The organism is Curvibacter gracilis ATCC BAA-807, assembly GCF_000518645.1.
In the GTDB taxonomy this organism is placed as follows: Bacteria; Pseudomonadota; Gammaproteobacteria; order Burkholderiales; family Burkholderiaceae_C; genus Curvibacter; species Curvibacter gracilis.
In genome coordinates this window covers 140,493-162,967 of record NZ_JADZ01000004.1, presented here as the reverse complement: position 1 = coordinate 162,967, position 22,475 = coordinate 140,493, and the positions used below count along the sequence as shown (strand labels likewise).

20 protein-coding genes are annotated in these 22,475 nt (G+C 67.2%); 10 read left to right on the top strand and 10 right to left on the bottom strand.

Features of this window, described 5'->3' with window-relative positions:
• Window positions 1-53: 53 nt before the first annotated feature.
• The 7 genes from iaaH (at window position 54) to L880_RS0100710 (ending at window position 8,867) form a co-directional block, all read left to right on the top strand.
• Window positions 54-1,460: an indoleacetamide hydrolase gene (gene iaaH, locus L880_RS31095; protein WP_043328190.1), complete on the top strand. Its 1,407-nt coding sequence runs from the start codon at window positions 54-56 to the stop codon at window positions 1,458-1,460.
• A gap of 15 nt (window positions 1,461-1,475) precedes the next feature.
• Complete coding sequence (locus tag L880_RS0100735; protein ID WP_027474037.1) at window positions 1,476-2,627, top strand: substrate-binding domain-containing protein; 1,152 nt, start codon at window positions 1,476-1,478, stop codon at window positions 2,625-2,627.
• 3 nt (window positions 2,628-2,630) lie between these two features.
• Window positions 2,631-3,485, top strand: a complete 855-nt coding sequence (locus L880_RS0100730; protein ID WP_027474036.1) for a branched-chain amino acid ABC transporter permease — start codon at window positions 2,631-2,633, stop codon at window positions 3,483-3,485.
• Window positions 3,463-5,193 carry a branched-chain amino acid ABC transporter ATP-binding protein/permease gene (locus L880_RS0100725; protein WP_027474035.1) on the top strand — a complete coding sequence of 577 codons (1,731 nt, stop codon included), beginning with the start codon at window positions 3,463-3,465 and terminating at the stop codon, window positions 5,191-5,193. The genes L880_RS0100730 and L880_RS0100725 overlap by 23 nt, the downstream gene beginning before the upstream one ends.
• The gene (locus tag L880_RS0100720) at window positions 5,190-5,876 is read left to right on the top strand and encodes an ABC transporter ATP-binding protein (RefSeq protein ID WP_027474034.1); all 687 of its coding nucleotides are present in this window, start codon (window positions 5,190-5,192) and stop codon (window positions 5,874-5,876) included. Before L880_RS0100725 ends, L880_RS0100720 begins: the two co-directional genes overlap by 4 nt.
• A gap of 193 nt (window positions 5,877-6,069) precedes the next feature.
• Window positions 6,070-8,049: an acid phosphatase gene (locus tag L880_RS0100715; RefSeq protein WP_043328023.1), complete on the top strand. Its 1,980-nt coding sequence runs from the start codon at window positions 6,070-6,072 to the stop codon at window positions 8,047-8,049.
• Window positions 8,050-8,204: 155 nt separating this feature from the next.
• Window positions 8,205-8,867: an acyl-CoA dehydrogenase family protein gene (locus L880_RS0100710; protein WP_027474032.1), complete on the top strand. Its 663-nt coding sequence runs from the start codon at window positions 8,205-8,207 to the stop codon at window positions 8,865-8,867.
• Window positions 8,868-8,912: 45 nt separating this feature from the next.
• Here L880_RS0100710 and L880_RS0100705 read toward each other — a convergent pair whose 3' ends face one another.
• The 8 genes from L880_RS0100705 to L880_RS0100670 are packed head-to-tail and all read right to left on the bottom strand — an operon-like array spanning window position 8,913 to window position 16,045.
• Entirely contained in the window at window positions 8,913-10,226 is a 1,314-nt protein-coding gene (locus tag L880_RS0100705; protein WP_027474031.1) for an MSMEG_0569 family flavin-dependent oxidoreductase, read from the bottom strand.
• A 22-nt stretch (window positions 10,227-10,248) separates the two neighbouring features.
• Window positions 10,249-10,545, bottom strand: coding sequence for an MSMEG_0570 family nitrogen starvation response protein (locus tag L880_RS0100700; protein ID WP_027474030.1), 297 nt, complete (start codon window positions 10,543-10,545; stop codon window positions 10,249-10,251).
• A gap of 10 nt (window positions 10,546-10,555) precedes the next feature.
• Window positions 10,556-11,761 (bottom strand): MSMEG_0565 family glycosyltransferase, encoded by a 1,206-nt coding sequence (locus tag L880_RS0100695; protein ID WP_027474029.1) that lies wholly within the window; start codon window positions 11,759-11,761, stop codon window positions 10,556-10,558.
• 8 nt (window positions 11,762-11,769) lie between these two features.
• Window positions 11,770-12,783, bottom strand: coding sequence for a sll0787 family AIR synthase-like protein (locus L880_RS0100690; protein WP_043328021.1), 1,014 nt, complete (start codon window positions 12,781-12,783; stop codon window positions 11,770-11,772).
• Entirely contained in the window at window positions 12,780-13,358 is a 579-nt protein-coding gene (locus L880_RS0100685) for an MSMEG_0567/Sll0786 family nitrogen starvation N-acetyltransferase (RefSeq protein WP_084460863.1), read from the bottom strand. The genes L880_RS0100690 and L880_RS0100685 overlap by 4 nt, the downstream gene beginning before the upstream one ends.
• A 45-nt stretch (window positions 13,359-13,403) precedes the next feature.
• The gene (locus tag L880_RS0100680) at window positions 13,404-14,474 is read right to left on the bottom strand and encodes an MSMEG_0568 family radical SAM protein (protein ID WP_027474026.1); all 1,071 of its coding nucleotides are present in this window, start codon (window positions 14,472-14,474) and stop codon (window positions 13,404-13,406) included.
• 54 nt (window positions 14,475-14,528) lie between these two features.
• On the bottom strand, window positions 14,529-15,542 hold the full coding sequence (locus L880_RS0100675) for a Nit6803 family nitrilase (RefSeq protein ID WP_043328185.1): 1,014 nt from the start codon (window positions 15,540-15,542) through the stop codon (window positions 14,529-14,531).
• A gap of 20 nt (window positions 15,543-15,562) precedes the next feature.
• Window positions 15,563-16,045, bottom strand: a complete 483-nt coding sequence (locus tag L880_RS0100670; protein WP_027474024.1) for an MSMEG_0572/Sll0783 family nitrogen starvation response protein — start codon at window positions 16,043-16,045, stop codon at window positions 15,563-15,565.
• Between the two features lie 380 nt (window positions 16,046-16,425).
• Between L880_RS0100670 and L880_RS0100660 the strand changes: the two genes are divergently transcribed.
• Both L880_RS0100660 and L880_RS0100655 read left to right on the top strand, forming a co-directional pair.
• Entirely contained in the window at window positions 16,426-17,820 is a 1,395-nt protein-coding gene (locus L880_RS0100660; RefSeq protein WP_027474023.1) for an aminotransferase-like domain-containing protein, read from the top strand.
• Between the two features lie 252 nt (window positions 17,821-18,072).
• On the top strand, window positions 18,073-19,371 hold the full coding sequence (locus L880_RS0100655) for an ATP-binding protein (protein WP_027474022.1): 1,299 nt from the start codon (window positions 18,073-18,075) through the stop codon (window positions 19,369-19,371).
• Window positions 19,372-19,425: 54 nt separating this feature from the next.
• Here the strand turns inward: L880_RS0100655 and L880_RS0100650 are convergent, their stop codons facing one another.
• Window positions 19,426-20,346 carry a LysR family transcriptional regulator gene (locus tag L880_RS0100650; RefSeq protein ID WP_027474021.1) on the bottom strand — a complete coding sequence of 307 codons (921 nt, stop codon included), beginning with the start codon at window positions 20,344-20,346 and terminating at the stop codon, window positions 19,426-19,428.
• A gap of 86 nt (window positions 20,347-20,432) precedes the next feature.
• Here L880_RS0100650 and L880_RS0100645 point away from each other — a divergent pair, with 86 nt between their 5' ends.
• On the top strand, window positions 20,433-21,356 hold the full coding sequence (locus L880_RS0100645) for a carbon-nitrogen hydrolase family protein (RefSeq protein WP_019572197.1): 924 nt from the start codon (window positions 20,433-20,435) through the stop codon (window positions 21,354-21,356).
• A 30-nt stretch (window positions 21,357-21,386) separates the two neighbouring features.
• Here L880_RS0100645 and L880_RS0100640 read toward each other — a convergent pair whose 3' ends face one another.
• Window positions 21,387-22,424, bottom strand: coding sequence for an AraC family transcriptional regulator (locus L880_RS0100640; protein WP_027474020.1), 1,038 nt, complete (start codon window positions 22,422-22,424; stop codon window positions 21,387-21,389).
• Window positions 22,425-22,475 lie beyond the last annotated feature (51 nt).

Below are 22,475 nucleotides of genomic sequence, written 5' to 3'. Positions count from 1 at the left end.
GGCCAGACCGCCGCTTCGTAAATTGGGACCCATCACCACGGATGGATGACCCCATGCACGCATTTGACCTCCCTCTTCACGAACAACGACGACAGCTGGACGCCCAGACGGTGAGCAGCCAGGAACTCGCCGACATCTGCATTGCCAGGGCCGCTGCCAGCCAGGACATCAACGCCTGGGTGAGTTTCAACCCCCAAGCCCTGCGCGATGCGGCACGCGACGCCGATCTGCGCATCGCGGCCGGAGAACGGCTGCCACTGCTCGGCATCCCCATCGCCCTGAAAGACAACATCGAGGCCATCGGCTTCCCCTGTGGTGCCGGCACAACCGCACTGGCGGGCAAGATGCCGCAGGCAGACGCCGAGGTCGTGACCCGGCTGAAGGCCGCTGGCGCGCTCATCGCGGGCAAACTCGGCATGCACGAACTGGCCATGGGCATCAGCAGCCACAACGCTGTCACAGGTGCAGTCCGCAATCCCTGGGACCGCAGCCGCATCTCGGGAGGCAGCAGCGGGGGGTCGGGGGCCGCCGTAGCGGCCCACCTGGTGCCAGTGGCGCTGGGGACCGACACCGGCGGGTCGATCCGGATTCCCGCCGCGTTGTGCGGAGTCACCGGATTCCGCCCCACGGTGGGGCGGGTCTCGAATGTCGGCATTGCCCCGATCTCGGGCACCAGGGACACGGCCGGCCCGTTGGCCCCGACCGCGGCGGATTGCGCCCTGCTCGACGCCGTTCTGACCGGGGTGCCGATCATGCCAACACGCATCGATCTGAAAGGTGTGCGCATCGGCCTACCGCGTAAGGCGTTCTGGAGCGACCTGGAGCCCGGGGTGCAGAAGGCCTGCGAGGAGGCGTTGAAGGCGCTGAGCAAGGCAGGCGTCGAGTGGGTGGAGGTCGAGTTGCCACGCCTGACCGACCTGTGCGCAGCCGCGAGCTTCCCTATCGTCCTGCACGAATTCGTCCGCGACATGGGCATCTATCTGCAGGAGCGCAAGCGCGGCGTGACGCTCGAAGCGCTGATCGCCGATGTCGCCAGTCCCGATGTCCGCCATATCGTCGGCCCGCTACTGAGCAATGGTGCCATTGCGCCGGCTGTCTATCGGTCTGCGCTCACGGCACGAGCCGAACTGCAGGCGGTCTACGCCAGGGCTTTCGAAACAAACGGGGTGCAGGCCTTGGCGTTCCCGACGACAGCACGCACGGCCGCGCTCATTGGCGAAGACGAGACGGTCGAACTCAACGGCGTCCAGATCCCGACGTTCAGCGCCTTCATCCGCCAAACAGACCCGGGCAGCACGGCCTCACTGCCCGGCATCTCGCTGCCGGCCGGACTGTCCAACGGGCTGCCCGTGGGCTTGGCCCTCGACGGCCCCTTCGGGTCCGACCGGCAGTTGCTCGCCATCGCCGAGGCCGTGCAGGCAGCCCTGCCAGCCGCTGCTGCAACCCCCATCCCCAACTGAACCGGAGGAAACCTCATGGACCGTCGATCATTCCTGCAAAACACCTTGGCCGCCACCGCCGCCGGGATCGCCACCTCGTCATTCGCGGCCAACCCACTGAAGGTGGCCGTCATGATTCCTCAAAGCGGGCCGGCCGGGCTGTTTGGCCCGTCCTCCAAAGCCTGCGCCGACATGGCGGCCGCGGCGCTGAATGCCCGCGGGGGCATTCTTGGGAGGCCGCTTGAGCTGCTTTTTGGGGACGCCGGGCTCGCACCGGCCGAGTCCGCGCAAACCGCCTTGAAGCTGTGGAAAGGCCAGCGGGCCGAAGTCTTCATCGGCATGCACGACAGCGCGGTGCGCGGTGCGCTGGTCGGTCTGTTCAAAGGGCAGCTGCCCTATTTCTACACGCCGGTGTACGAAGGCGGCGAATGCGCCCGTGGCACCTACGTGAAAGGCGAGACCCCCCAACAGCAGCTCGAGCGTGTCATCCCCTGGCTGGCCACAGAGCGCAAGCCCACCAAGTGGTACCTGATCGGCAACGACTATGTCTGGGGCCGCAACACCAACGCAGCGGCCAAAAGGTACATCGAGAAGACGGGCGCCAAGGTGGTGGGCGACGAGTACCTGCCCTTCACGGTGGACAACTTCGACGCCAGCCTGGCCCGCGTCCGTGACAGCGGTGCGGATGCGGTGCTGGTCTCGCTCGTCGGGGGCTCCTCGGTCACCTTCAACAAGGCTTTCGCCAGCTTTGGCCTGGCCGACAAGGCCTTGCGCCTGGGTACCTTGATTGAAGAGAACACCCTGGCGGGCATCGGTCTGGGCAACGCCCGCAATCTGTACGCCAGCTCGGGCTACTTCGCCAACCTCGACACGCCGCCTGCCAAAGCCTTTGCCGCAGACTATGCCAAGCGCCTGGGCGCCAATGCGCCCGCACTGAACGGATTGGCCGAGTCGACCTACGAAGGCTTCCTGATGCTGGAAGCCCTGGCCAAGAAGGCAGGTAGCCTGGAGGTGGCCAAGATGGACGCGGTGTCCGAGGGCACCAGCTACAGCGGACCGCGCGGCACGGTGACGCTGCAGAACCGCCATGTCGAACAGGACATCCATGTGGCCGATGTCACCGACAAGGGCTTCCGGGTCATCAAGACCTTTGCCAAGGTCGGTGCAGGCCAGAGCTGCAAGGTGTGAACCATGGATGGCGCCACTGTCCTGCATGCTCTGAACCTGGCGTACGAGCTGGCCACGCTCGCACTCACCACGCTGGGCCTGGCCATCGTCTTCGGCTTGCTGGGGGTCATGAACATGGCCCACGGCGAGTTCGTGATGATTGGCGCCTACTCTGCGGTGACCGTACAAGCGTGGGGTCTGCCGCTCGTCACCGCGGTGCCCCTGGCCATGGGGGTTTGCGGGGTGCTTGGCTACGCGGTCGAACGGTGGCTGATCCGACCGCTCTACGCCCGGCCCTTCGATACGCTGCTGGCCACCTGGGCGCTGGCCATGCTGCTGCGCAAGCTGGTCGAGGCACTCTTCGGCCGCGGGTACCGCAACGTCGAATCGACGCTGACGCAGCCAGTCATGGTCCTGGGCTCGCCGTACCCGGTGTACCGCCTGGCCCTGATCGTCCTCACACTCATGGTGATGGCGGCTCTGTTTGTCTGGTATCGGCAAAGCGCGGCCGGATTGCGCGTGCGTGCGATGACGACGAACCCGGTCCTGGCCCAGGCGCTGGGCATACCGACCCGACGGCTCGCGTCGCAAGCTTTCGTGATCGGCGTGATGCTGGCCGGCCTCTCAGGGGTGCTGCTGGCCCCCCTGATCCGGATCGAGCCAGGGATCGGGGTGGACTATCTACTGGACGCCTTCTTCGTGCTGGTGGTGGGCGGACTGGGCACGCTGGGAGGCCTGTTCGGTGGTGTCGGCATCATCGGTGGCGCCCAGGCCATCACCAGCAGCATTGCGGGCCAGACCAGCGGATACGCGGTCGTGCTCATGCTTTCCATTGTCTTTTTGTGGTTGAAACCCGATGGCCTTTTTTCGCGACGCTAAACCAGCGGCTGCACTCGCAGTCGTGCTTACGGGCCTGCCCTTGGTCAGCAACGATTTCACGGCTTATCAGATCGCCTTGTTCCTGGTCTACGGCATGGCCGCCCAAGGGGTTGCGCTTTGCTGGGGCCGGCTCGGCTTTCTGTCGCTGGGGCATGCGCTGTTCTTCGGCTTGGGGGCCTACCTGTGCGGCGGGGTGCTGCGGGCGGCGAACAGCGAGGCCTTGTGGTACCTGATGCTGCCGTTGGCCCTCATCACCCCTGCGCTGCTGGCCTACCTGATCGCCCGCGTGGTGTTCGCGCGCAGCACACGAAGCGGACCCTACTTCTCGCTCATCAGCCTGGCCCTCACCATGCTGGGCTTCCTGGCGGCTCAGCAATGGAGTGGCCTGACTGGCGGCTTCAATGGCCTGTCCGACATCCCGGAACTTCCCGGCACCTCGCGCTACGAGACGCTTTACTGGGTGATTGCAGCATGCGCAGTCGCGTCGACGCTGGCACTGTCCCTGCTGGTGGCGCGCCCCATCGGGGTCATCTGGGAAGCCATTGCCCAGAACGAGGAAAGGCTGCAGTTGCTGGGCTACGCCACCGACCGGATCAAGGCCCGGGCCTTCGCGGGCTCGGCCCTGCTGACGGCGCTGGCCGGCGCCCTGTTTGCGGCTCACCAGGGCATCGTGACGCCTCAGTCCATGAGCTTCGTGCTGTCGACGGAACTGGTCATCTGGGCTGCAGTCGGGGGCAAGGCCAGCGCCATCGGGCCGCTGCTGGGCGCCACCATCATCGGCTATGCATCAGCCGAACTGCGGGAGCAGTTCCCGTACTGGGAGGCCGCCGTCGCGATGCTGTTCATCGCGGTCGTGCTCTTCCTTCCCAACGGGGTGGCCGGTCTGATGCGCCGTGGCCAAGTGCCACGGCGCGCGTTGGCCCGGAATGCACCAGACCTGCGCCGACCGCCTCCGCCATCGGTCTCACTCACCCTGGCCGGGGTCAGGACAGCGCAATCGGGAGTGTCCATCCTGGACGGGTTGTCACTTGCACTGCAGGGCCCAGGCATACGCAGCATCATCGGTCCGAATGGAGCAGGCAAGACATCGACATTCAATCTCATCACGGGACGGCTGCCGCTTCTGGGTGGCAGCGTCAGACTGAACGACGAAGAAATAGGCGACCAGCCGGCCTGGCGAGTGGCGCGCCACGGGATCGGGCGGAAGATGCAGGTCCCCTCCGTCTTCCCGGCACTGAGCGTGCGGGAAAACCTCGGGCTGGCGGTGTGGGCCGGTCGCGCCCAGGCAACGGACCTGCTGCGCCTGGCCACCCTGGGCTGGGAGACCGGCCTGCTGGCGGACATCCTGCATCAATTCCAAGTACTGAAAGAGCAACTGGACAGTCCGGCCGGTACCCTGGCGCAAGGGCACCGACAAGCCCTGGAACTGGCCATGACGCTGCTGCCAGAACCTCGCCTTGTCTTGCTCGACGAGCCCTGTGCCGGGCTTTCGCCGGCGGAGACCCAGCACATGATCAAAGCCATCAAAGCACTGGTGGAACGCATCGGGGCGGCGGCCCTTCTGATTGAACACGACATCTCGGCGGTGGAGGCCATGGGGGGCGAGGTCTATGTGTTGCACCAGGGCCGCCTGCTGCAGCAGGGGCCGTTGTCGCAGATACAGGCCAGCCCGGCCGTTCGAGCCATCTACGCCGGAGGCCGGAAATGAACCTGACCTTTACAAACATCGTTTGCGGTTATGGCGACACGCTGGTCGTGCGGGGCGTGTCCGGCCAGGTGCAGGCCGGGCGGGCGCTTGCCATCGTGGGTCGAAACGGGGTCGGCAAGAGCACCCTGTTGAAAGCCCTGGCCGGCCTGTTGCCACTGGCCCAGGGCCAATTGATCTGGGGTGGGCGGGACATCACTGGCAGTGCACTTCACACCCGGGTGGCACAAGGCATGGCCTACACGCCCCAGGACAACGTGGTGTTCGCCGACCTGAACGTGGCCGAGAATCTCTGGCTGCACCTCGACGATCGCGACGCCGACCGCTACACGGATCTGTTCGAGCAATTTCCCTTGCTGGCCCGACGGCTGAGCCAACGCTCGGGCTCATTGAGCGGCGGAGAACGCAAGCTGCTGGCGTTCTGCCGCACCCTGGGCCTGCGCCCGAAGCTGGCTTTGCTTGACGAACCCAGCGAGGGGGTTCAGCCCGAAAACATCGACCGCATGGCCCGATTGATCCAGCACCGCAAATCCACAGGTGCGAGCTTCATCATCGTCGAGCAGAACCTGGAATTCGTATCGGCCTTCGCCGACGATGTCATCGTGCTGGACCATGGCGAACAGGTACTTCAAGGGGCATTTGCCGAGCTGGGCCGCGAACGCATCGAGCGGCACCTGGTGGTCTAGCCTGGCAGCCCACCCGCATCCCGGCCCGTGTTTCGGCGCCTGCCGTCGGATCCCCCCGGGGCGGGTCGCCTCTATGCCGTCCGCGGCCCTCACCGCACTGGCCCCCTGTCGAACCGAATGAGCTGGGCACCGAACGTCTTCAAGTTGTCATACAAGTTCGGAAGAATCGCCAGCCTTCTGTCACTCCACCTCCATGGCGACCCTGAGCCTGAAATCGACCTGGGCATTGCGCCCCCTGATCCTCGCCCTGTCCACCACCACCTTGCTGATCGCATGCGGCGGCGGTGGCTCCGAGCTGAGCCTGCCCTTGCCGGCCGAACCGGTCGGGGTCGGTGCCGCGGACACGGCCCCGGTGCCTGCGGCCACGGCCTATGTCGACACAGGTGCCACCAACAGCCGCAGCAACCCCTGCAACGTGACGCTGGCCACCAATGCCGGTGCCCGGGTGCTGCAAGGCTTTCTGGACCTTTGGACGCCCAGCACCCTGCTCGTCGACGCCGGTGTGACCCTGGCGGCGGCCAATGGCTGCCCCGCCGTCACCGCGTCGACCTGGACCGGCATCCCGGGCGACAGCACCGACGGCACGGTCAAGAACAGCACGGTGCATGCCGGCAACATCAATTACGTCAAGACAGCCACCCAGAACCGCAGCACGGCACAGGCCCTGGCCGCCTACCTGGATGACCGCCGCAACAAGGGCTACAGCGTGAGCGATGGCCTGGGCCCGCTGACCAGCCTGTGGCGTCAAGGAGCCCAGCAGACCAGCACCATCGCCAGCGTCGATCCGACGCAGGCCGTGAGCCCGGCGGTGAGCGACAACGGCAACAACCTGGGCGTGGGCTCCAGCGCCAATGCCGACCTGGGCCTGGCGGTGGACTTCATCGGCGGCCTGGCCGATGGCTCCACCGAGCCGCCGAAGCGCTTCTACAAATACGCCCGCCCCTGGCGCTGGAGCAGTGACGTGAAGGTGGTGCCGGCCCTGGAATCGGCCAAGAGCAGCACGCCGGCCACCGATGGCGGCTTTCCCAGCGGGCACACCGCAGAGGCCTGGCGCGACACCCTGGCCATGGCCTACCTGGTGCCGCAGCGCTACCAGGAGCTGATCAGCCGCGCCATGGAAATGGGCGAGAACCGCATCCTGGCCGGCATGCATTCGCCACTGGACGTGATGGGCGGCCGGGTGCACGCCACCGCGGTGGTGGCCTACAACCTGGCCAACGTGGCCTACTACACCAGCGCCGTGAAGAGCGCAGCCTACAACCAGGCCCAGGCCTACCTGCGCAGCAAGACCGGCAGCGCCGACTTCAACGCGCTCAACACCTACGCCCACACCGCCAAGACCACCGACAGCAGCAGCGCCGACTACGACCGTTTTGCCAGCTACAGCAGCAACCGCGCCAGCTACTTCCAACGCCTGACCTATGGATTCAGCCAGATCAATGCGGCCGGCCAGACCAGCACCGTGCCCAAAGGCGCCGAAGTGCTGCTGGAAACCCGCCTGCCCTACCTGTCGGCCGACCAGCGTCGCGTGGTGCTGAAAAGCACCGCCCTCGATTCGGGCTACCCGCTGGGCAATGACGGCGAAGGCTGGGGCCGCCTGAACCTGTTTGCTGCGGCGGATGGCTACGGCAACTTCAATGGCGATGTGGCCGTGACCATGGATGCCAGCCTGGGCGGCTTCAACGCCCTGGACAGCTGGCGCAACAACATCGCCGGCAAGGGCATGCTCAGCAAGCTGGGCAGCGGCAGCCTGCGCCTGACCGGCGCCAACAGCTACAGCGGTGGCACGGTGCTGAGCGCCGGCACGCTGGGCGCTGATTCAACCGCCGCGCTCGGCACTGGCGACGTGTTTGTGAAGGGCGGCACGCTGGAGTGCACGGCCGCCGGGGCGCTGGCCATCGGCGGTGCCTACAGCCAGTCGGCGGGCACGCTGGGCCTGGTGATGAAGTCGGCCTCGCAAGGGGTGCTGAACATCCAGGGCAATGCGGTGATCAAGGGCGGCGATCTGAAGATCAGCTTCTCGGGCTACACCCCCGCCGTCGGCACCACGCTGACCGTGCTCACGGCCGGTGCCCGCTCGGGCCAGTTCAGCAGCGTGAGCGTGGCTGGCTTCAGCAAGGTCACGCCGCTGTACCAGGGCAACAGCGTGCAGATCCGCCTGGACGGCGTTTGAGCCACGGCGGCGCTGAGCGCAACTGAATCGCGTCTGGGCCGAGCCCGCGAGCGCTGGCCCCGGCCCGTGACCCGCCCCTGACCTGCCTCTGATCCGCCCCGCTTCGGCGGATCTGATCCGGCACAGGCCGGGGCGGCGTTTCCATACTCGGCGGCATGCAAACGACGACGCCCTTCATCTCGGCCCCCAGCCCCTCACCCCAAAACGACCTGGACCACCTGCGCCGCCTGGACCTGTTCAGGTGTGCCGTGCCCGCCCGTTATGGCGGCCTGGGTGGGGCGGCCCATGAGTTGGCCGAACGGATGAGCGAGCTGTGCCAACACTCGATGTCGGCGGCCCTGCTGTTCTGGGGGCAGCGCATGGCCATCGAGTTTCTGCTGCAGTCGGCCAATGGTGCGCTGCGCGAATACCTGCTGCCCGACTTGCTGAGCGGCGAGCGTGCCGCCACCGTGCCCCTGCCCATGGGCCTGCACCGGCTGCAGGCACAGGACACGGGCCGGGGCTGGCAGTTGAGCGGCCAGGGCCTGCAGGCCGTGAACGCGCCGCCCCAGGGCTTCTCCTTCGTGGCCCCGGTGCAGATGGGCCCAAGCGCAGGTTGGTGCCTGCTGCGCAGCGAGGAAGACGGCTTTGACGTGCACACCGCCTCGGCCTCGCCATCGCCATCGCGGGCCTGGACGGCCCGCATCGACCTTCGCCAGGTCTTTTTCCGCGAAGACGAATGGTTGGGTGACAGCACCCTGGAGAGGGCCGTGCACCCCGTGCGCATGGCCCTGGGCCGCGTGGCCGAGCACCTGCAGCAGCATGTGGAGCTGATCTGAAGGCCAGGGCGAGGTGCCTCCAACGCCCTGCCCTGGCGGCCGCGATCAGGCAGCCAACGCCTCGTGCTCGCGGCCCTGCGTTGCCGCATCGGCCCCCGCTTCACGGCTTGCAATCACATCGGCCAGGTACTGCGCGTCTTCGGCAATGCCCAGGAAGCGGCCCGAGCCCCAGGTGTTGAGCCAGGGCAGGCCCAGGAAGTACAGGCCCGGCACGGGCGACACGCCGCGCTCGTACTTCGGGTGGCCGCGGCCATCGAAGGCGGGCAGCTCGATCCAGCGGTAGTCGGGGCGAAAGCCGATGGCCCAGATGATGGTGGTGATGCCGGCGGCCTCGGCGTCCAACGCCAGCACCTCTTGCTCGGGGCGCCAGGCCTTGACGAAATCGGGCTCGACCGGGGCGTCGATGCCCTGGGCCGCAATGTAGCGATCGATGTCCCTGCGGATGCCCACGTAGACCTCATCGGCATCGTCCAGGTTTTTTTCCAGATCGGGCAGGAAGCGCAGCGTGCTGCCTTCGATGTCGGCCATGCTGCCGTACAGCTTGACGCCTTCCAGGGCAAACTTGCGCAGATCGATTTCATGGCCGCCGTCGCGCCCGGTCATGTAGTGGTTGGTGCGCTCGCGGGCCTTCTCGCCCAGGGGGTGGCGATCCACCGTCAGCTCATACACGCCCATGTCCATCAGCCAAGCGGTGGACTCGCGCCCCCGGTACACCCGTGGCGAGCGGGGTGCCGGGCCCACGCACAGGTGCACCTTGCGGCCCGCCAGGTGCAGGTCTTCCATCAGCTGCACGCCCGACTGGCCCGTGCCCACCACCAGCACCTCGCCCTCGGGCAACTGCTCGGGGTTGCGGTAATCGACCGAATGGATCTGCTTGATGTGCTTGGGCAGGCGCTCGGCGTAGGCCGGGATGATGGGCAGGTCATACCCACCGGTAGCGACGATGACGTGGCGGGTGTGGAAGTCGCCGGCGCTGGTCGCCACCAGCAGGTCACCACTCTTTTGTCGGCTGACGTGGTTCACGCTGACCCCCTCCACCACCGGCGGGCGGGTCTTGAGCGCAAAGGCCTGCACGTACTCGACGATCTGATCCTTGAGCATGAAGCCTTCGGGGTCCTCGCCCGCATAGGGGAAGTCGGGCAGGCGGCACTGCCAGTTGGGGGTGACCAGGCAGAAGGTGTCCCAACGGTCCTTGGCCCAGGCGTGGGCGACGAACTTCTTCTCGAGCACGATGTGCTCGATGCCTTGCTGCTGAAGGTAGTAGCTGACCGACAGGCCGGCCTGGCCGCCACCGACCACCACCACGGGGTAGTCTTTTTTGTTGAGCAGGTGGTCCTGGTTCTTGAAGAGGGTGGACATGGGTGGTTACTCCTTGGAAAAATCAACGGGATCCGGGGGTGAAGGCCAGCACCTGCACGCGGGGCGCAGCGTCTGACTCGAAGGCCTGGGCACGGTGTTTGATCTGGCCCAGCTGGTCGATGGCGCTGGAGCAGAAGTAGCCGTACTTCTGCTGCACGCGCTCGGAGGCCTCGCTCAAGGCCGCATCGCAGCGGGCCACGAAATCGCCCAGCGCGTAGTCCGCACCCACTGCCAGGTGGTCGGTAATGACCAGCGAGGGGGAGTAGCAGCGCTCCTGGGCGCCGTCGGGCCATTTCACGGTGAAATACATTTCAGGCATGGGAATCTCCTCAGCAAAAAGACGGTTGGGAAAGCAGTCGGCAAGGCTGTGCCAAAGCCGCATACAGGGCGATATGGGCCCGGGCGGCGGCGGCCCAATCAAAGCGGCGCGCCAGCGCCAGGCCCCGCTCACGCAGCGCCTGGGCCGTGCCCTGGAACAGCACCTGCATCAGGGCCTCGGTCATGGAGGGCGGTGAGTACGGGTCCACCCACAAGGCGTCGTCAGGCCCCAGAAAATCGGTGAAGGGCTCCTGCCGGGAGACGATGACGGGCACCCCGCTGGCCATGGCCTCGACGATGGCCAGGCCAAAACCTTCCAGCAGCGATGGAAACAACAGCGCCGTGGCCAGCCGGTACAGGGCGGGCATGTCGGCATCGGCCAGCACGCCGCTCAGCACCACGGGCTGGCCGGGCCCGGCCTGCAGGCCGGCCTGGGCCAGAACCTGCTCAAAGCGCTGCCGGTAGGGGCCGTGGTCCAGCAGGCTGGCGCCGCCGGCAATCAGCAACTGGGCCTCAGGAACACGGGCTCGCAGCTGCACAAAGGCCTGCAGGGCGCCCACGGTGTTCTTGCGCGCCTCGATGCCGCCCACCATCAGGTAGACCGGGCCGGTGCCCAGGCCCAGGCGCCGGGCCAGATTGAGATCCCTGTCGGCATCGGTGGCCTGCGGCACGGGGCTGAAGCGGCGCAGATCCACCCCGTTGTGGATGACCTGGGCCTCGCGCCCAAAGCGCTCGCGCAACTTGGGTGCCCACGATTCGCTGACGCAGACCAGGCGGTCGGCCTGGCGGATGCTCTGCTCCTCCCAGGCATCCACCACCGGGTCGCCAAAGCCGGCATCCACATGGTGCACCGTGCGCACATAGGCCCCGACCTGCCCCTGGCGGCGCAGCGCCAGCAAGGCGTTGGCGCCAATGCCATCGTGGGCATGGAACACATCGAAGTCAGGCCGCCCGGCTTCCGAAAGGCCCTGCACAAAGCTGTGGATGCGGGCCTGAACCACCTCGCGCAGGCCGGGGCCCGAGGCCGGCACGGGCAGGATGCGCACGGCGGCCCGGCTGCTCCGAAACAGGGGCTGGCCGGGCAAACCGGGGGCATGCACCGTCACCGCATGGCCCTGGGCGCAGAGCGCGTCGGCCAGCTCCAGACAGTGGACCACCCCGCCGCGCGGGTTGGTGGAATGGGTGAGCAGGGCAATGCGCAGCGGATCTGCCCTCATGCAGGCGCTCATGCCAGGCTCCCGAGCTCAAGGCCCCGTGCCGGTGTGCCCTGAATGAAAGGCTGCTCGGCCAGGTTCCACAACAAGGCCCATTCAGGGCCCTGCTGCACGATCAGCTGCCGCGCGGCCTTGACCTCGCCCACCGCGGCACAGGCCAGGCCCCGCGCCTCGAAGCGCTGCCGCACGGCCGCCACATGCTCGGGCCGCACACTGAGGATGAAGCCATAGCTGGGGAACGCGGTCAGCCAGCGCAGCAGGGGCACGCCCGCGGGCCGGGGGATGGCATCCAGATCGACGATGGCCCCCACGCCCGAGCACTCCAGCAGCATCAGGGCCGTGCCCAGGGTGCCGGCCATGCTGATGTCCTTGGCGGCCTCGCACAGGCCCGCCTCGGCGATCTCGGGCAGCAGCTCCAGGTCGGCACGCAGGCGCTCGGCGGGCGCCTCGGTGGAGGCGTTCCAGTACGGAAACGGCTCCTGCCACTGGCCGCGCAGGTCCACCGCCATCAGCAGTTGATCGCCCGGGCGGGCCAGGAAGCTGCTGAGCAGCTTGTTGGCGTGGCCGAGGATGGAGACCGCCAGCTGAGGCCGTTCGGAGCGCAGGTTGCTGTGCCCGCCCACGATGGGCACGCCATAGCGTTGCGAGGCGGCCGCCATGCCGGCCAGCATCTTCTGGGTCTCGGCGCCCGCCCCCTGCCCCCACAGCGCGTTGACCACCGCCGTGGGCCGGCCGCCCATGGCGTAGATGTCGCTGATGTTGACCATCACGCTGCTGTAACCGGCAAACCAGGGCATGCGGGTGATGAAGTCTTCCACCAGCCCCTCAATGGCCAGCAGTTGGTAGCCGCCTTGGCCATCGGGCAGTGCGGCACAGTCGTCACCCAGGGGCACGGCCTGGTCCATCTGGCCCACACCCTGCACAAAGAGATCGTCAAAGCAGTTCACCACGGCGCTGATATCGCGCTTGTGGGCAAAACCGCGGCTGTCGCGCAGCGCGGCCACCAGCTCGGGCAAGGCACTCATGATTGACCTCCGGCTTCGACAAAAAAGCCCATCAGGGGGTCGTGGCAAGGTGGGTAGTGCGCCAGGTCGGCCTGCATCAGGTGGTGCTCGCGGCCATGGGCCAGGGAGGTGTCCAGCGAGCGCCAGTGCAGCTTCTCGAACAGGGGCACGTTCTGCACCTGCACGTGGGCCAGAAAGGTTTCGCAGCCCAGGCCATGGGCGGTGCAGACCGCCAAGCGGATCAGCTGGGCGCCCAGCCTGGCCTGACGGCGCATGGAGCGTTGCACCGCCAGCCGTGAGCCCCACCACAGGCCCGGCGAGGCTTCGTGGATGCGCACGGTGCCCAGCACGCTGCTGTGGGCCTGCTGCACGTCATAGGCGGCAGCGATCAACAGGCGGGCCTGCAGGTCGATGTCGTCACGGTCGCTGCCCGTGAAGATGCCCTGCTCGTCGCAGAACACGGCGCGGCGCAGGGCCATGGCCTGCGCGATCTCTTCGTCGAGCACGGCCTGGCGCACATGGAAGGCCGGCCAGGCGGGAGCCGGGGCCCGTGCCCCGGCGGGGTGGGTGGATGGGGGGGTGATCAGGCTGCTCATGGGGCCTCCGCAGGTGCTCTGCTTTGTTCCGGTTCAGGACTCGGTTCAGGACTCGTAGACCGACATCGACGAACAGGCGCCGCATTTGCCGCAGCCCGCCTTGATGTCGCTGGAGCGCAGCCCGGCCTCGCGCACGATGTGGCCCAGGGGCTCGAGCACCGAGCGCATGAACTCGGGGCTGGGCGCGGGGTGGCTCTCCAGCGGGGTGCCGCTGATGGGCACAAAGGGCACCACGAAGGGGTAGACCCCCAGCGCGGCCAGGCGGGCGCTCATGTCCAGGATGGCCTCGCGGCTGTCGCCGAGGCCGGCCAGGATGTAGCTGCTGACCTGGCCCCGGCCGAAGACCTGCACCGCGGCCTCGAAGGCGCTCAGGTAGCGCGCGATCGGCACCGAGGCCTTGCCCGGCATGATGCGTTCGCGCACGGCGGGCGTGACCACCTCCAGGTGCATGCCCAGGGTGTCGATGCCGGCCGCCTTCATGCGGGCGAACCAGGCGTCGTCATCGGGCGGCTCGCACTGCCCCTGGATGGGCAGGTCGACCGCGGCCTTGATGGCCCGGGCACTGTCGCACAGGATGGCCGCGCCCCGGTCGGTGGCGTTCGGCGTGCCCGTGGTCAGCACCATGTGCTTCACACCGTCGAGCAGCACCGCCATGCGGGCCACCTCGGCCAGTTGCTGGGGCGTCTTGTGCGCGATGGTGCGGCCTGCCGCCAGCGACTGGCCGATGGAGCAGAACTGGCAGGTCTTCTTGCGGCTTTCATAGCGGATGCAGGTCTGCAGCACGGTGGTGGCCAACACGTCGGCGCCGTGCAGGGTGGCGATGTGCGAGTAGGGCACGCCGTCCAGGGTCTGCAGCCCATAGAAGCGTGGCTGCCTCGGGAAGCTGACGCTGGCAATCGGGATCGCATCGCGGGTGATCACGCTGCGGCCCTGGGCATCGGGGGCCTGGGCCACAAAGGGCGAAGACCAGGCCGTGGAGGTGTGCACGGGCACCATGATGGTGTGGCCATCCACCGTCACGGCCTTGTGGTCGGACGGGCCGGCACCGCCGCGCCGGCTGGCCACGCCGGCCGTGGTGTCGACCAGGCGCAGGCCCAGCGACTGCAGCTCACTCATCAGGTGCCGGGTGTCCGGCGCGGGCATCAAGGCGGCTTGAGGGCTCATGGTGGATCACTCCTGAACAAGGGTGGAAACGGGCGCGGGATCGGCGACTGGCGCAGCGGCGGTTGCCGAAGCGGCGGGCTGGGCACCCGGCATCTCGAAATGGGTCTGGGCCGGGCGCCGGTTGATGGCCAGGCTCAGCAACTCGGGGCGGGCGTAGTGGCCCACCGAATCCATCATTCGCTTGCGCTTGGTGACCAGGGCCAGGTCCAGATCGGCAATCACCATGCCCTCGCCCTCGGTCAGGGGTTCGGCCAGGTACTTGCCTTCGGGCGAGACGATGGCGGTGTGGCAGCCGCCGCGCAGCGCGCGTTGCAGGCTCACATCCGGGGTCACGGACTCGATCTGGGCATCGGTCAGCCAGCCGGTGGCGTTGACCACGAAGCAGCCCGACTCGAGCGCGTGGTGGCGGATGGTCACGCCCATCTGATCGGCAAAGATGGGGCCCACCAGCGAGCCCGGGAACTGGGCGCAGTGGATCTCTTCGTGCTCGGTCATCAGCGCGTAGCGGGCCAGCGGGTTGTAGTGCTCCCAGCAGGCCAGGGCACCGACGCGGCCCACGGCCGTGTCGACCACGCGCAGGCCCTGCGCATCGCCCTGCCCCCAGACCATGCGCTCGTGGTAGGTGGGGGTGATCTTGCGGCGCTTGAGCTTCAGGGCACCATCGGCATCGAAGATCAGCTGCGTGTTGTACAGGCTGCCATGGTCGCGTTCATTCACCCCCAGCACCACCACCACACCGCGGGCCCGAGCCCGCTCGGCCACGGCCTGGGTCACCGGGCCGGGCACCACCACGGCACGCTCGTAGAGCTGCAGATGGGGCGCGCCCTGCTGGCAAGGCGGCAGGACGAACGAAAAATAGGGGTAGTACGGAACAAAGGTTTCGGGGAACACCACCAGCTCGGCGCCCTTGCGGGCGGCCTCATCGATGGCATTGCAGACCCGGTCCAGCGTTCCGGTGGGGGTCTCCAGATCGGGTGCGATCTGGACAGCGGCGGCACGGACGATTCGAGCTTGGGTCATGGTGATGTTCCCCACTCGACTCAGACGGTCCAGGTGTCGATGATCAAGGCACCCTCTTTGCGGTGCAGCAGCTTGATGTCGAGCACATCCAGCGGGCTGATGGGGCGGATGCCCGGGATCAGCGAGCCTTCGCCATGGCCGTACAAGGCCTGCAGCGCGAAGCGGCAGGCATAGACCTTGCCACCTTCGGCCATGAACTTGATCAGCTGGTTGTTGTGGTTTTGATGGCCGGGGAAGGCCTCGTCGCCCAGGGTGGGAAAGCCGCGTTGCAGGCCCAGGGTGACACCGGGGCCATACAGCAGCACCGAGGTCTCGAAGCCCTTGCGCAACAGGCGGGTGGCCTGCAGCAGGTTGACGAAGCCGATCGAGCCTTCGAAGGCGACGGTGTGGAAGGTGACCAGGGCTTTCTCGCCCGGGGCGGCCTTCACATCTTCAAAGACTTTCTCTTCGTAGTCGACAAGGAAATCGCCTTTCTGGTGGGCGGGTTGGGTGACTTTAGGCATGTGGCTGCTCCATGAAGGGTTGGTGGGTAGACACCGGGCTGAATGCCCCGTGTCTGCCTTCTTCATTGCAGGCCACATGCCCGTTTGGGCCTGGCCGATGCGATCAATCTGCGATCAAGCGCCTGGGCCTTGCCCCCGGGGCCAGCGAAAAAATGGCACCCGGCATCCTGGCCAGCCACAGCCGCCTGAAAGCCCCGGAAAAGCCTTGATTTACCGTGCGATCAATGCACTCCATCATTGGCCGGCCCGGCACCAAAGGCGATCAGCCGGCCTGCCCGGGCAGCCGCTTTGGTGCGGCCTGGGCGCGCGATGGCTCGGCCCGCGTGGCATGCTTGATGCAATCAATCCGGCAGCCCACCCCACCCATCCGAAAGCCCCCCATGCCCATCAACGCCACCCGCTGGCGCAAGCGCCTGAGCCAGGACAGCCGACCGGCCTACCTGATGATGGCCGAGCTGATTGCCGAAGACATCCAGCGCGGCGAGCTCAGCACCCGCGAGCGCATGCCGACCCTGCGTGAGCTGGCCCAGTTGCTGAAGCTGAACTACACCACCGTGGCCCGCGGCTACAGCGAAGCCAAGCGGCGTGGCCTGATCGATTCGCACGTGGGCATCGGCACGGTGGTGCGTGGCCGCATCCCGGGCCTGCCCCTGCGCTCGGGCAGCAGCGCCGAGATGACCATGAACCTGCCGCCCGAGCCCCAGGCCCATGCCCTGGTGCAACAGATGCAGCAGCAGGCCGGCGAGGCCCTGGCCAATGGCGGCCCCCATGGCTACTACGAACTGATGCGCTACCAGGACTTTGGTGGCAGCAACGAGGCCCGCGATGCGGGCGCCCTGTGGTTGCGCAGCCATGTGCCGCAATGCAGCGCCAGCCAGGTGCTGGTGGGGCCGGGCATCCACGGCGTGCTGCTGGCCCTGATCACCCTGCTGTGCCGGCCCGGCGAGGTGCTCTGCGTCGAAGCCCTGGCCTACCCCGGCATGAAGGTGATTGCCGCCCAACTGGGCGTGAAGCTGCAGGCCTTGGCCATGGACGACGAGGGCGTGAGTGCCGAGGACTTCGAGCACGCCTGCAAGACCATGCAGCCCCGCGCCCTGGTCTGCAACCCCAACATCCACAACCCCACCACCGTGAGCATGAGCCTGCAGCGGCGCCGCGAGATCGCCGACATCGCCACCCGCTACAGCGTGCCGCTGATCGAGGACGACGCCTACGGCAAGCTGCAGTCCAAGCCCCTGCCCACCCTGCTGAGCCTGGCCCCCGATCTGACCTACTACATTGCCGGCTTATCCAAGAGCCTGGGCGCGGGGCTGCGCATGTCTTATGTGTGCACCCCCAACCCGCGCCTGCTGCAGCGCACGGCGGGCGCCCTGCGCGCCACCACGGTCATGAGCTCACCCTTCACCGCCGCCCTGGTCACACGCTGGATCCAGACCGGTGCGGCGCCGGCCATGCTGGCCGCCATCCGGGAGGAATCCACCGCGCGCCAGCACCTGGCCCAGCGTTACCTGGCCGAGCACGGTGCGCAGGCCGACCCGCAAGGCTTTCATGTCTGGCTGCCGCTGCGCGAAGACTGGAACCCGATCGAGGTGGCCACCAGCCTGCGGGCCCAGGGCATCGCCTGCGTGGCCAGCGCGGCCTTCTCGACCGATGCCGACCCACCACCCGCGCTGCGCCTGTGCCTGGGTGGCTCGATCGGTCGCGAGGACCTGCAGCACGCGCTGCGGCTGCTGTCGTCCGTGCTGGACCAGGCCCTGCCGCCGGCCTCGGTCTGAAGCGAGGCAATTCGAGGGGATTCGAGGCGTTCAGGTGGTGCAAGGCAGCTGAATGCCCTTGGCCGTGCGCCGGGCAGGGCCAGGTGTTTCGGTCATCGACCGGCTTTTTGATGGCACCAATGTAGATCTGGACGGACACATAATGTTGATTTAGACGGAGAATCAATGTCGTTTTGGACGGTATATTAATGTTGGTTTGGACGGTACCATGATGCATAATCAGACGCATCTCCCAACCCCCACCTGGATGCGATGCCCACACCACCGGAGCTGATCCACCGTCACTTGACTGCGCAAGTCAGCGTTGCGCTGCAGGATACGCCAGCCGTGTTGGTGAACGGCCCCCGCCAATGCGGAAAAACCACCTTGGTCAGGCAGTTTGCACAAGGGAGACCGCCTCTGTCCCCAGATGATCCGGTGCTGCAGAACCCGCCAGAACGGATGACCTACCTCACGCTGGACGATCCTGCGGTTTTGGAGGCCGCGCGGGTCGACCCGGTGGGGCTGCTGCGCCAACTTGACCGGGCCATCATTGACGAAGTGCAGCGTGCGCCCGAGTTGCTTCTTGCGCTCAAGCTGTCCATCGACCAAGACCGCCGCCCCGGTCGGTTTCTGCTCACGGGTTCCGCCAACCTGCTGGCCCTGCCCTCGATTGCCGACAGTTTGGCAGGCCGCATGGAGGTGCATACCCTGCTGCCTCTGTCACAAAGTGAGTTGCAGGGGCGACAGAGCGACTTCCTGCGTCGCGCGCAGGCGCATGACTGGCCCCTCTCGCACCCCAGCTGGGTGGCACCTGAAGTGAATGGGCAGCGTGACATGGTTTTGAACGTCCTGGCTGGGGGGTATCCCGAAATGCGCTCTCGCGCCACCCCTGCGCGGCGCAGCGCATGGGCCAAGGCCTATATCCAGGCCCTGGTGGAGCGGGACGTGCAGGACATTGCCCAGCTCGAGCATCTGAGCCACATCCCTCGTTTGCTGGAGGTGGCGGCAGCCCACTGTGGCCAGCTCTTCAATGCGACGCAAATCGGCGCTCAGCTCTCGATGGACGCACGCACGGTGGAGAAATACCTCGGAATTCTCGAAAAGCTGTTTCTGGTGCAGCGCTTGCCTGCCTGGGGCCGCAATGAGCTGGTGCGCCTGATCAAGACGCCGAAACTGCATTTTCTGGATGCGGGCCTCCAAGCGGCCCTGATGCGACTGACCCCCGCCATGCTCAGCAAGCACCGGGAGCGCTGGGGCGCGGTTCTGGAAACCTGGGTGTACGCCGAGCTGCGCAAGAACCTGGCCTTGAACGACGACCCCTGGTACCTCGCCCACTACCGCGACAAGGACCAGGTGGAGGTGGATTTCGTTCTGGAGTCTCCCCTGCGCGAGGTGCTTGGCATCGAGGTCAAGGCCGCAGCCACCGTGTCTGCCGCCGATTTCAAGGGGCTTCGGCGGCTCAAGGAGCACACGGGCCGTGACTTCATCGCCGGCATCGTGCTCTATGACGGGGACAAGGCGCTTTCCTTTGGCGAAGGGATGTGGGCCGTCCCGTTGGCCGCGCTGTAGGCACCCCGGTCTGAGCGGTGTGCCGAGCCGCACCGGATAGAGCCGCAGAGGGGCTCAGGCCGGCGCATAAAGGCCTTGGGCCACCTCCATCAGATGCGTCTTCAAGCTCTGCAGCGCCGGGTCGCGCAGGCTGCTGCTGCGCCAGGCCAGTTCGATGGAATAGCGGGGCAGCTCGATCGGGCAAGGCAGGCACACCAGAATGCCCAGCGCCGCCAGGGCCCGGGCCGCGTGCTCGGGCAGGGTGGCCAGGGCCGTGCTGCCGCGCAGCAGGTGGGGCAAGGCGGCAAAGTGGCTGGTGGAGGCCTCGATGTGCCGGCTCAAGCCCTGGGCGGCCAAGGCCTCGTCCACCACCCCCACAAAGCCGCCCGATGAGATCAGCAGGTGCGGGCGGCGCAGGTAGTCCTCCAGCCCCAGGGGCCCGGCCGGGGCCTGTGCAGGGTCCATCACGCAGGCATAACGGCCGGTGCCCAGCACCTGGCGCGCCAGGGTGCGTGAGCTGCCCGTGCCGGCGCCCAGGCTGAGGTCGATGCGCCGGTCCATCAGCATGTCGGCGGCCAGGCCGCTGTGGGTCTGGCGCAGCACCAGACGCAGGCCGGGTGCTGCCTGCTGAAGGCGGTCGATGAGCCTGCGCCCCAAGGCCATCTCGTGGTCGTCCGACAGGCCCAGCACCACGGTGCGCCCGGCCAGGCTGGTGCCCCCGGGCTGGGCCAGGGCCAGGCTTTGCCGCAGCTTTTGCAGGGCATCGGCGATCAGGGGGCGCAGTTCCTCGGCCTTGGGGGTGGGGCGCAGGCCGCGGCCGGTGCGCTCGAACAAGGGGTCGCCATACAGGGCGCGCAGCCGGCCCAGCGCTGCGCTGACGGCCGATTGCGTGACCCCCAGCCGGATGGCGGCCCGGCCGGCCGTGCCCTCCTCGTGCAAGGCCTGCAACACCTTGAGCAGGTTCAGGTCGACGCTGTCGATATTCATGTCGTTCATATCAGCTTGTCTGATCATCGGTTGATTGATGATCGCCAAAGGCCGAGGATGACGCAATCACCTTGTTGTTTCGAAAGCGAGTTCACATGACCCGATCCACTGTTGCCGCGCTGCAAATCGGCGCCCACCCCGAGGGCAAGGCCGCCACCCTGGCGCAGATCCTGTCGCATGAGGATGCCATCCGCGCCGCCGGCGCCAGCCTGGTGGTGATGCCCGAGGCCTTGCTGGGCGGCTACCCCAAGGGCGAGGGCTTCGGCACCTACCTGGGCTACCGCCTGCCCGAAGGACGGGAGGCCTTCGAGCGCTACTACAACAACGCCATCGATGTGCCCGGCCCCGAGACCGAGGCGCTGGCCGGCCTGGCCGAACGCTGCCAGGCCCACATCGTGATCGGCGTGATCGAGCGCGCAGGCAACACCTTGTACTGCACCGCCCTGTTCTTCGCCCCTGAAGGGGGGCTGGTGGCCAAGCACCGCAAGCTCATGCCCACGGGCACCGAGCGGCTGATCTGGGGCCAGGGCGATGGTTCCACCCTGCCGGTGCTGGACACGCCCGCCGGCCGCGTCGGCGCCGTGATCTGCTGGGAGAACCACATGCCCCTGCTGCGCACCGCCATGTACGCCAAGGGCGTGCAGATCTGGTGCGCCCCCACCGTGGACGCGCGCGACATCTGGCAGTCGTCGATGCGCCACATCGCCCACGAGGGGCGTTGCTTTGTGATCAGCGCCTGCCAGGTGCAGCCCTCACCCCAGGCCCTGGGCGTGAACGCCCCGCACTGGGACCCCGAACTGCCCCTGATCGGCGGCAACAGCATGATCGTGGGCCCCCTGGGCGATGTGTTGGCCGGCCCGCTCAAGCACGAAACCGGCTTGCTGGTGGCCCAGATCGACACCGCCGAGCTGACCCGTGCCCGCTACGACTTCGATGTGGTGGGCCACTATGCACGGCCGGACGTGTTCTCGCTGACGGTGGACGAGCGCCCGCGGCAGAGTGTGGTGTTCAAGGCTTGAGGCTGTCGATGGATCAGGTCAAAAATGGGCTCAGCTGTTTTGCCGCCGGTACAAGGATGGTGACACCCCATGCCAGCGCTTGAAGGCCTGGGAAAAGCTCGACAGGTCTGCATAGCCCAGCCGTTCGGCAATGGCCGAGATCGACAGCGATCCGTCGCCCAGCAATTGGGCCGCTTCGTTGGACTGCGCTGACGCCATGAGGGCCCGAAACGTGGTGCCCTCGCCACGCAGGCGGCGCCTCAGGGTGCGTTGGCTGGTGCTGGTGATGTCGGCCAGGCGGCTGATGGTGGGGCGCTCGTGCTGTGGCGTACTGGCCATCACCTGGCGCACCAGGGTGGCGGTGCCGGCGCGCACCCTGCGGCGTTCGAGCAACTGGGTGCACATCTCGTCGCACATGGCGGCAGAGGTGGGGTTGGCGCTGGGCAGCTTGAGCGCCAGCCACGCCGCGTCGAACGCCAGACCGTAGCCGGTCGCCCCATAGGTCAGGGGCGCCCCACCCAGGGCGGTGAGGCTGGCCGAGGGCCGAAACGCCCGCCCCCGCCCGGCGGGCAGCTCGATGCGGCGCAGCGAAAAGTGGGGGCCGCCCAATTCGCACATCAGCGTGGCGGCAGCGGCCAGGTCTCGCTCCACCAGGAAGCGGCTCAAGCCGGTGCCCAGCTCGGGGGGACGCAATCGCAGCCAGCAGGTGTCGGCCTTGGTCCCCGGCTGGAGGCCCTCCTCGATGACCGAGTAGGCATAGGTGAGCTGCACAAAGCGCAGCGCACGCGACAGGGCCTCGCCCAGGGTCGCGCTGCACACCAGGCCGTAGCCCCACAGCCCGAAGGTGGAAAAGCGGTAGCACTGCCCCACCTCCAACCCCAGCCCGGGTGGGTGGCGCAACAGGCGCAACAGGTTCTCGACCACCTTCAACTCCTGGGTGGCTGCGAGCTCGGTGTTGGGGTCGTCGAGTTGGCTGGGGGAGATCTTGCTGCCCGCCAGCAACTCATGCGCTGAAAGCCCCCGATGCTGGCCGAAGTCGAGCAGCAATCGAACACTTGCCGGCCCGCGGGCGAAGTTCCAGAAGCTCATCAGGTGTTTCCCGTAGCCAGTTGCCAATGGCCGAAATAATAAAGTTTCTGG

Bases quoted from the DNA above. Each gene is read 5' to 3' on its own strand.
- iaaH (WP_043328190.1), top strand. From the start codon at position 54: ATGCACGCATTTGACCTCCCTCTTCACGAACAACGACGACAGCTGGAC.
- L880_RS0100735 (WP_027474037.1), top strand. From the start codon at position 1,476: ATGGACCGTCGATCATTCCTGCAAAACACCTTGGCCGCCACCGCCGCC.
- L880_RS0100730 (WP_027474036.1), top strand. From the start codon at position 2,631: ATGGATGGCGCCACTGTCCTGCATGCTCTGAACCTGGCGTACGAGCTG.
- L880_RS0100725 (WP_027474035.1), top strand. From the start codon at position 3,463: ATGGCCTTTTTTCGCGACGCTAAACCAGCGGCTGCACTCGCAGTCGTG.
- L880_RS0100720 (WP_027474034.1), top strand. From the start codon at position 5,190: ATGAACCTGACCTTTACAAACATCGTTTGCGGTTATGGCGACACGCTG.
- L880_RS0100715 (WP_043328023.1), top strand. From the start codon at position 6,070: ATGGCGACCCTGAGCCTGAAATCGACCTGGGCATTGCGCCCCCTGATC.
- L880_RS0100710 (WP_027474032.1), top strand. From the start codon at position 8,205: ATGCAAACGACGACGCCCTTCATCTCGGCCCCCAGCCCCTCACCCCAA.
- L880_RS0100705 (WP_027474031.1), bottom strand. From the start codon at position 10,226: ATGTCCACCCTCTTCAAGAACCAGGACCACCTGCTCAACAAAAAAGAC.
- L880_RS0100700 (WP_027474030.1), bottom strand. From the start codon at position 10,545: ATGCCTGAAATGTATTTCACCGTGAAATGGCCCGACGGCGCCCAGGAG.
- L880_RS0100695 (WP_027474029.1), bottom strand. From the start codon at position 11,761: ATGAGGGCAGATCCGCTGCGCATTGCCCTGCTCACCCATTCCACCAAC.
- L880_RS0100690 (WP_043328021.1), bottom strand. From the start codon at position 12,783: ATGAGTGCCTTGCCCGAGCTGGTGGCCGCGCTGCGCGACAGCCGCGGT.
- L880_RS0100685 (WP_084460863.1), bottom strand. From the start codon at position 13,358: ATGAGCAGCCTGATCACCCCCCCATCCACCCACCCCGCCGGGGCACGG.
- L880_RS0100680 (WP_027474026.1), bottom strand. From the start codon at position 14,474: ATGAGTGAGCTGCAGTCGCTGGGCCTGCGCCTGGTCGACACCACGGCC.
- L880_RS0100675 (WP_043328185.1), bottom strand. From the start codon at position 15,542: ATGACCCAAGCTCGAATCGTCCGTGCCGCCGCTGTCCAGATCGCACCC.
- L880_RS0100670 (WP_027474024.1), bottom strand. From the start codon at position 16,045: ATGCCTAAAGTCACCCAACCCGCCCACCAGAAAGGCGATTTCCTTGTC.
- L880_RS0100660 (WP_027474023.1), top strand. From the start codon at position 16,426: ATGCCCATCAACGCCACCCGCTGGCGCAAGCGCCTGAGCCAGGACAGC.
- L880_RS0100655 (WP_027474022.1), top strand. From the start codon at position 18,073: ATGCCCACACCACCGGAGCTGATCCACCGTCACTTGACTGCGCAAGTC.
- L880_RS0100650 (WP_027474021.1), bottom strand. From the start codon at position 20,346: ATGAACGACATGAATATCGACAGCGTCGACCTGAACCTGCTCAAGGTG.
- L880_RS0100645 (WP_019572197.1), top strand. From the start codon at position 20,433: ATGACCCGATCCACTGTTGCCGCGCTGCAAATCGGCGCCCACCCCGAG.
- L880_RS0100640 (WP_027474020.1), bottom strand. From the start codon at position 22,424: ATGAGCTTCTGGAACTTCGCCCGCGGGCCGGCAAGTGTTCGATTGCTG.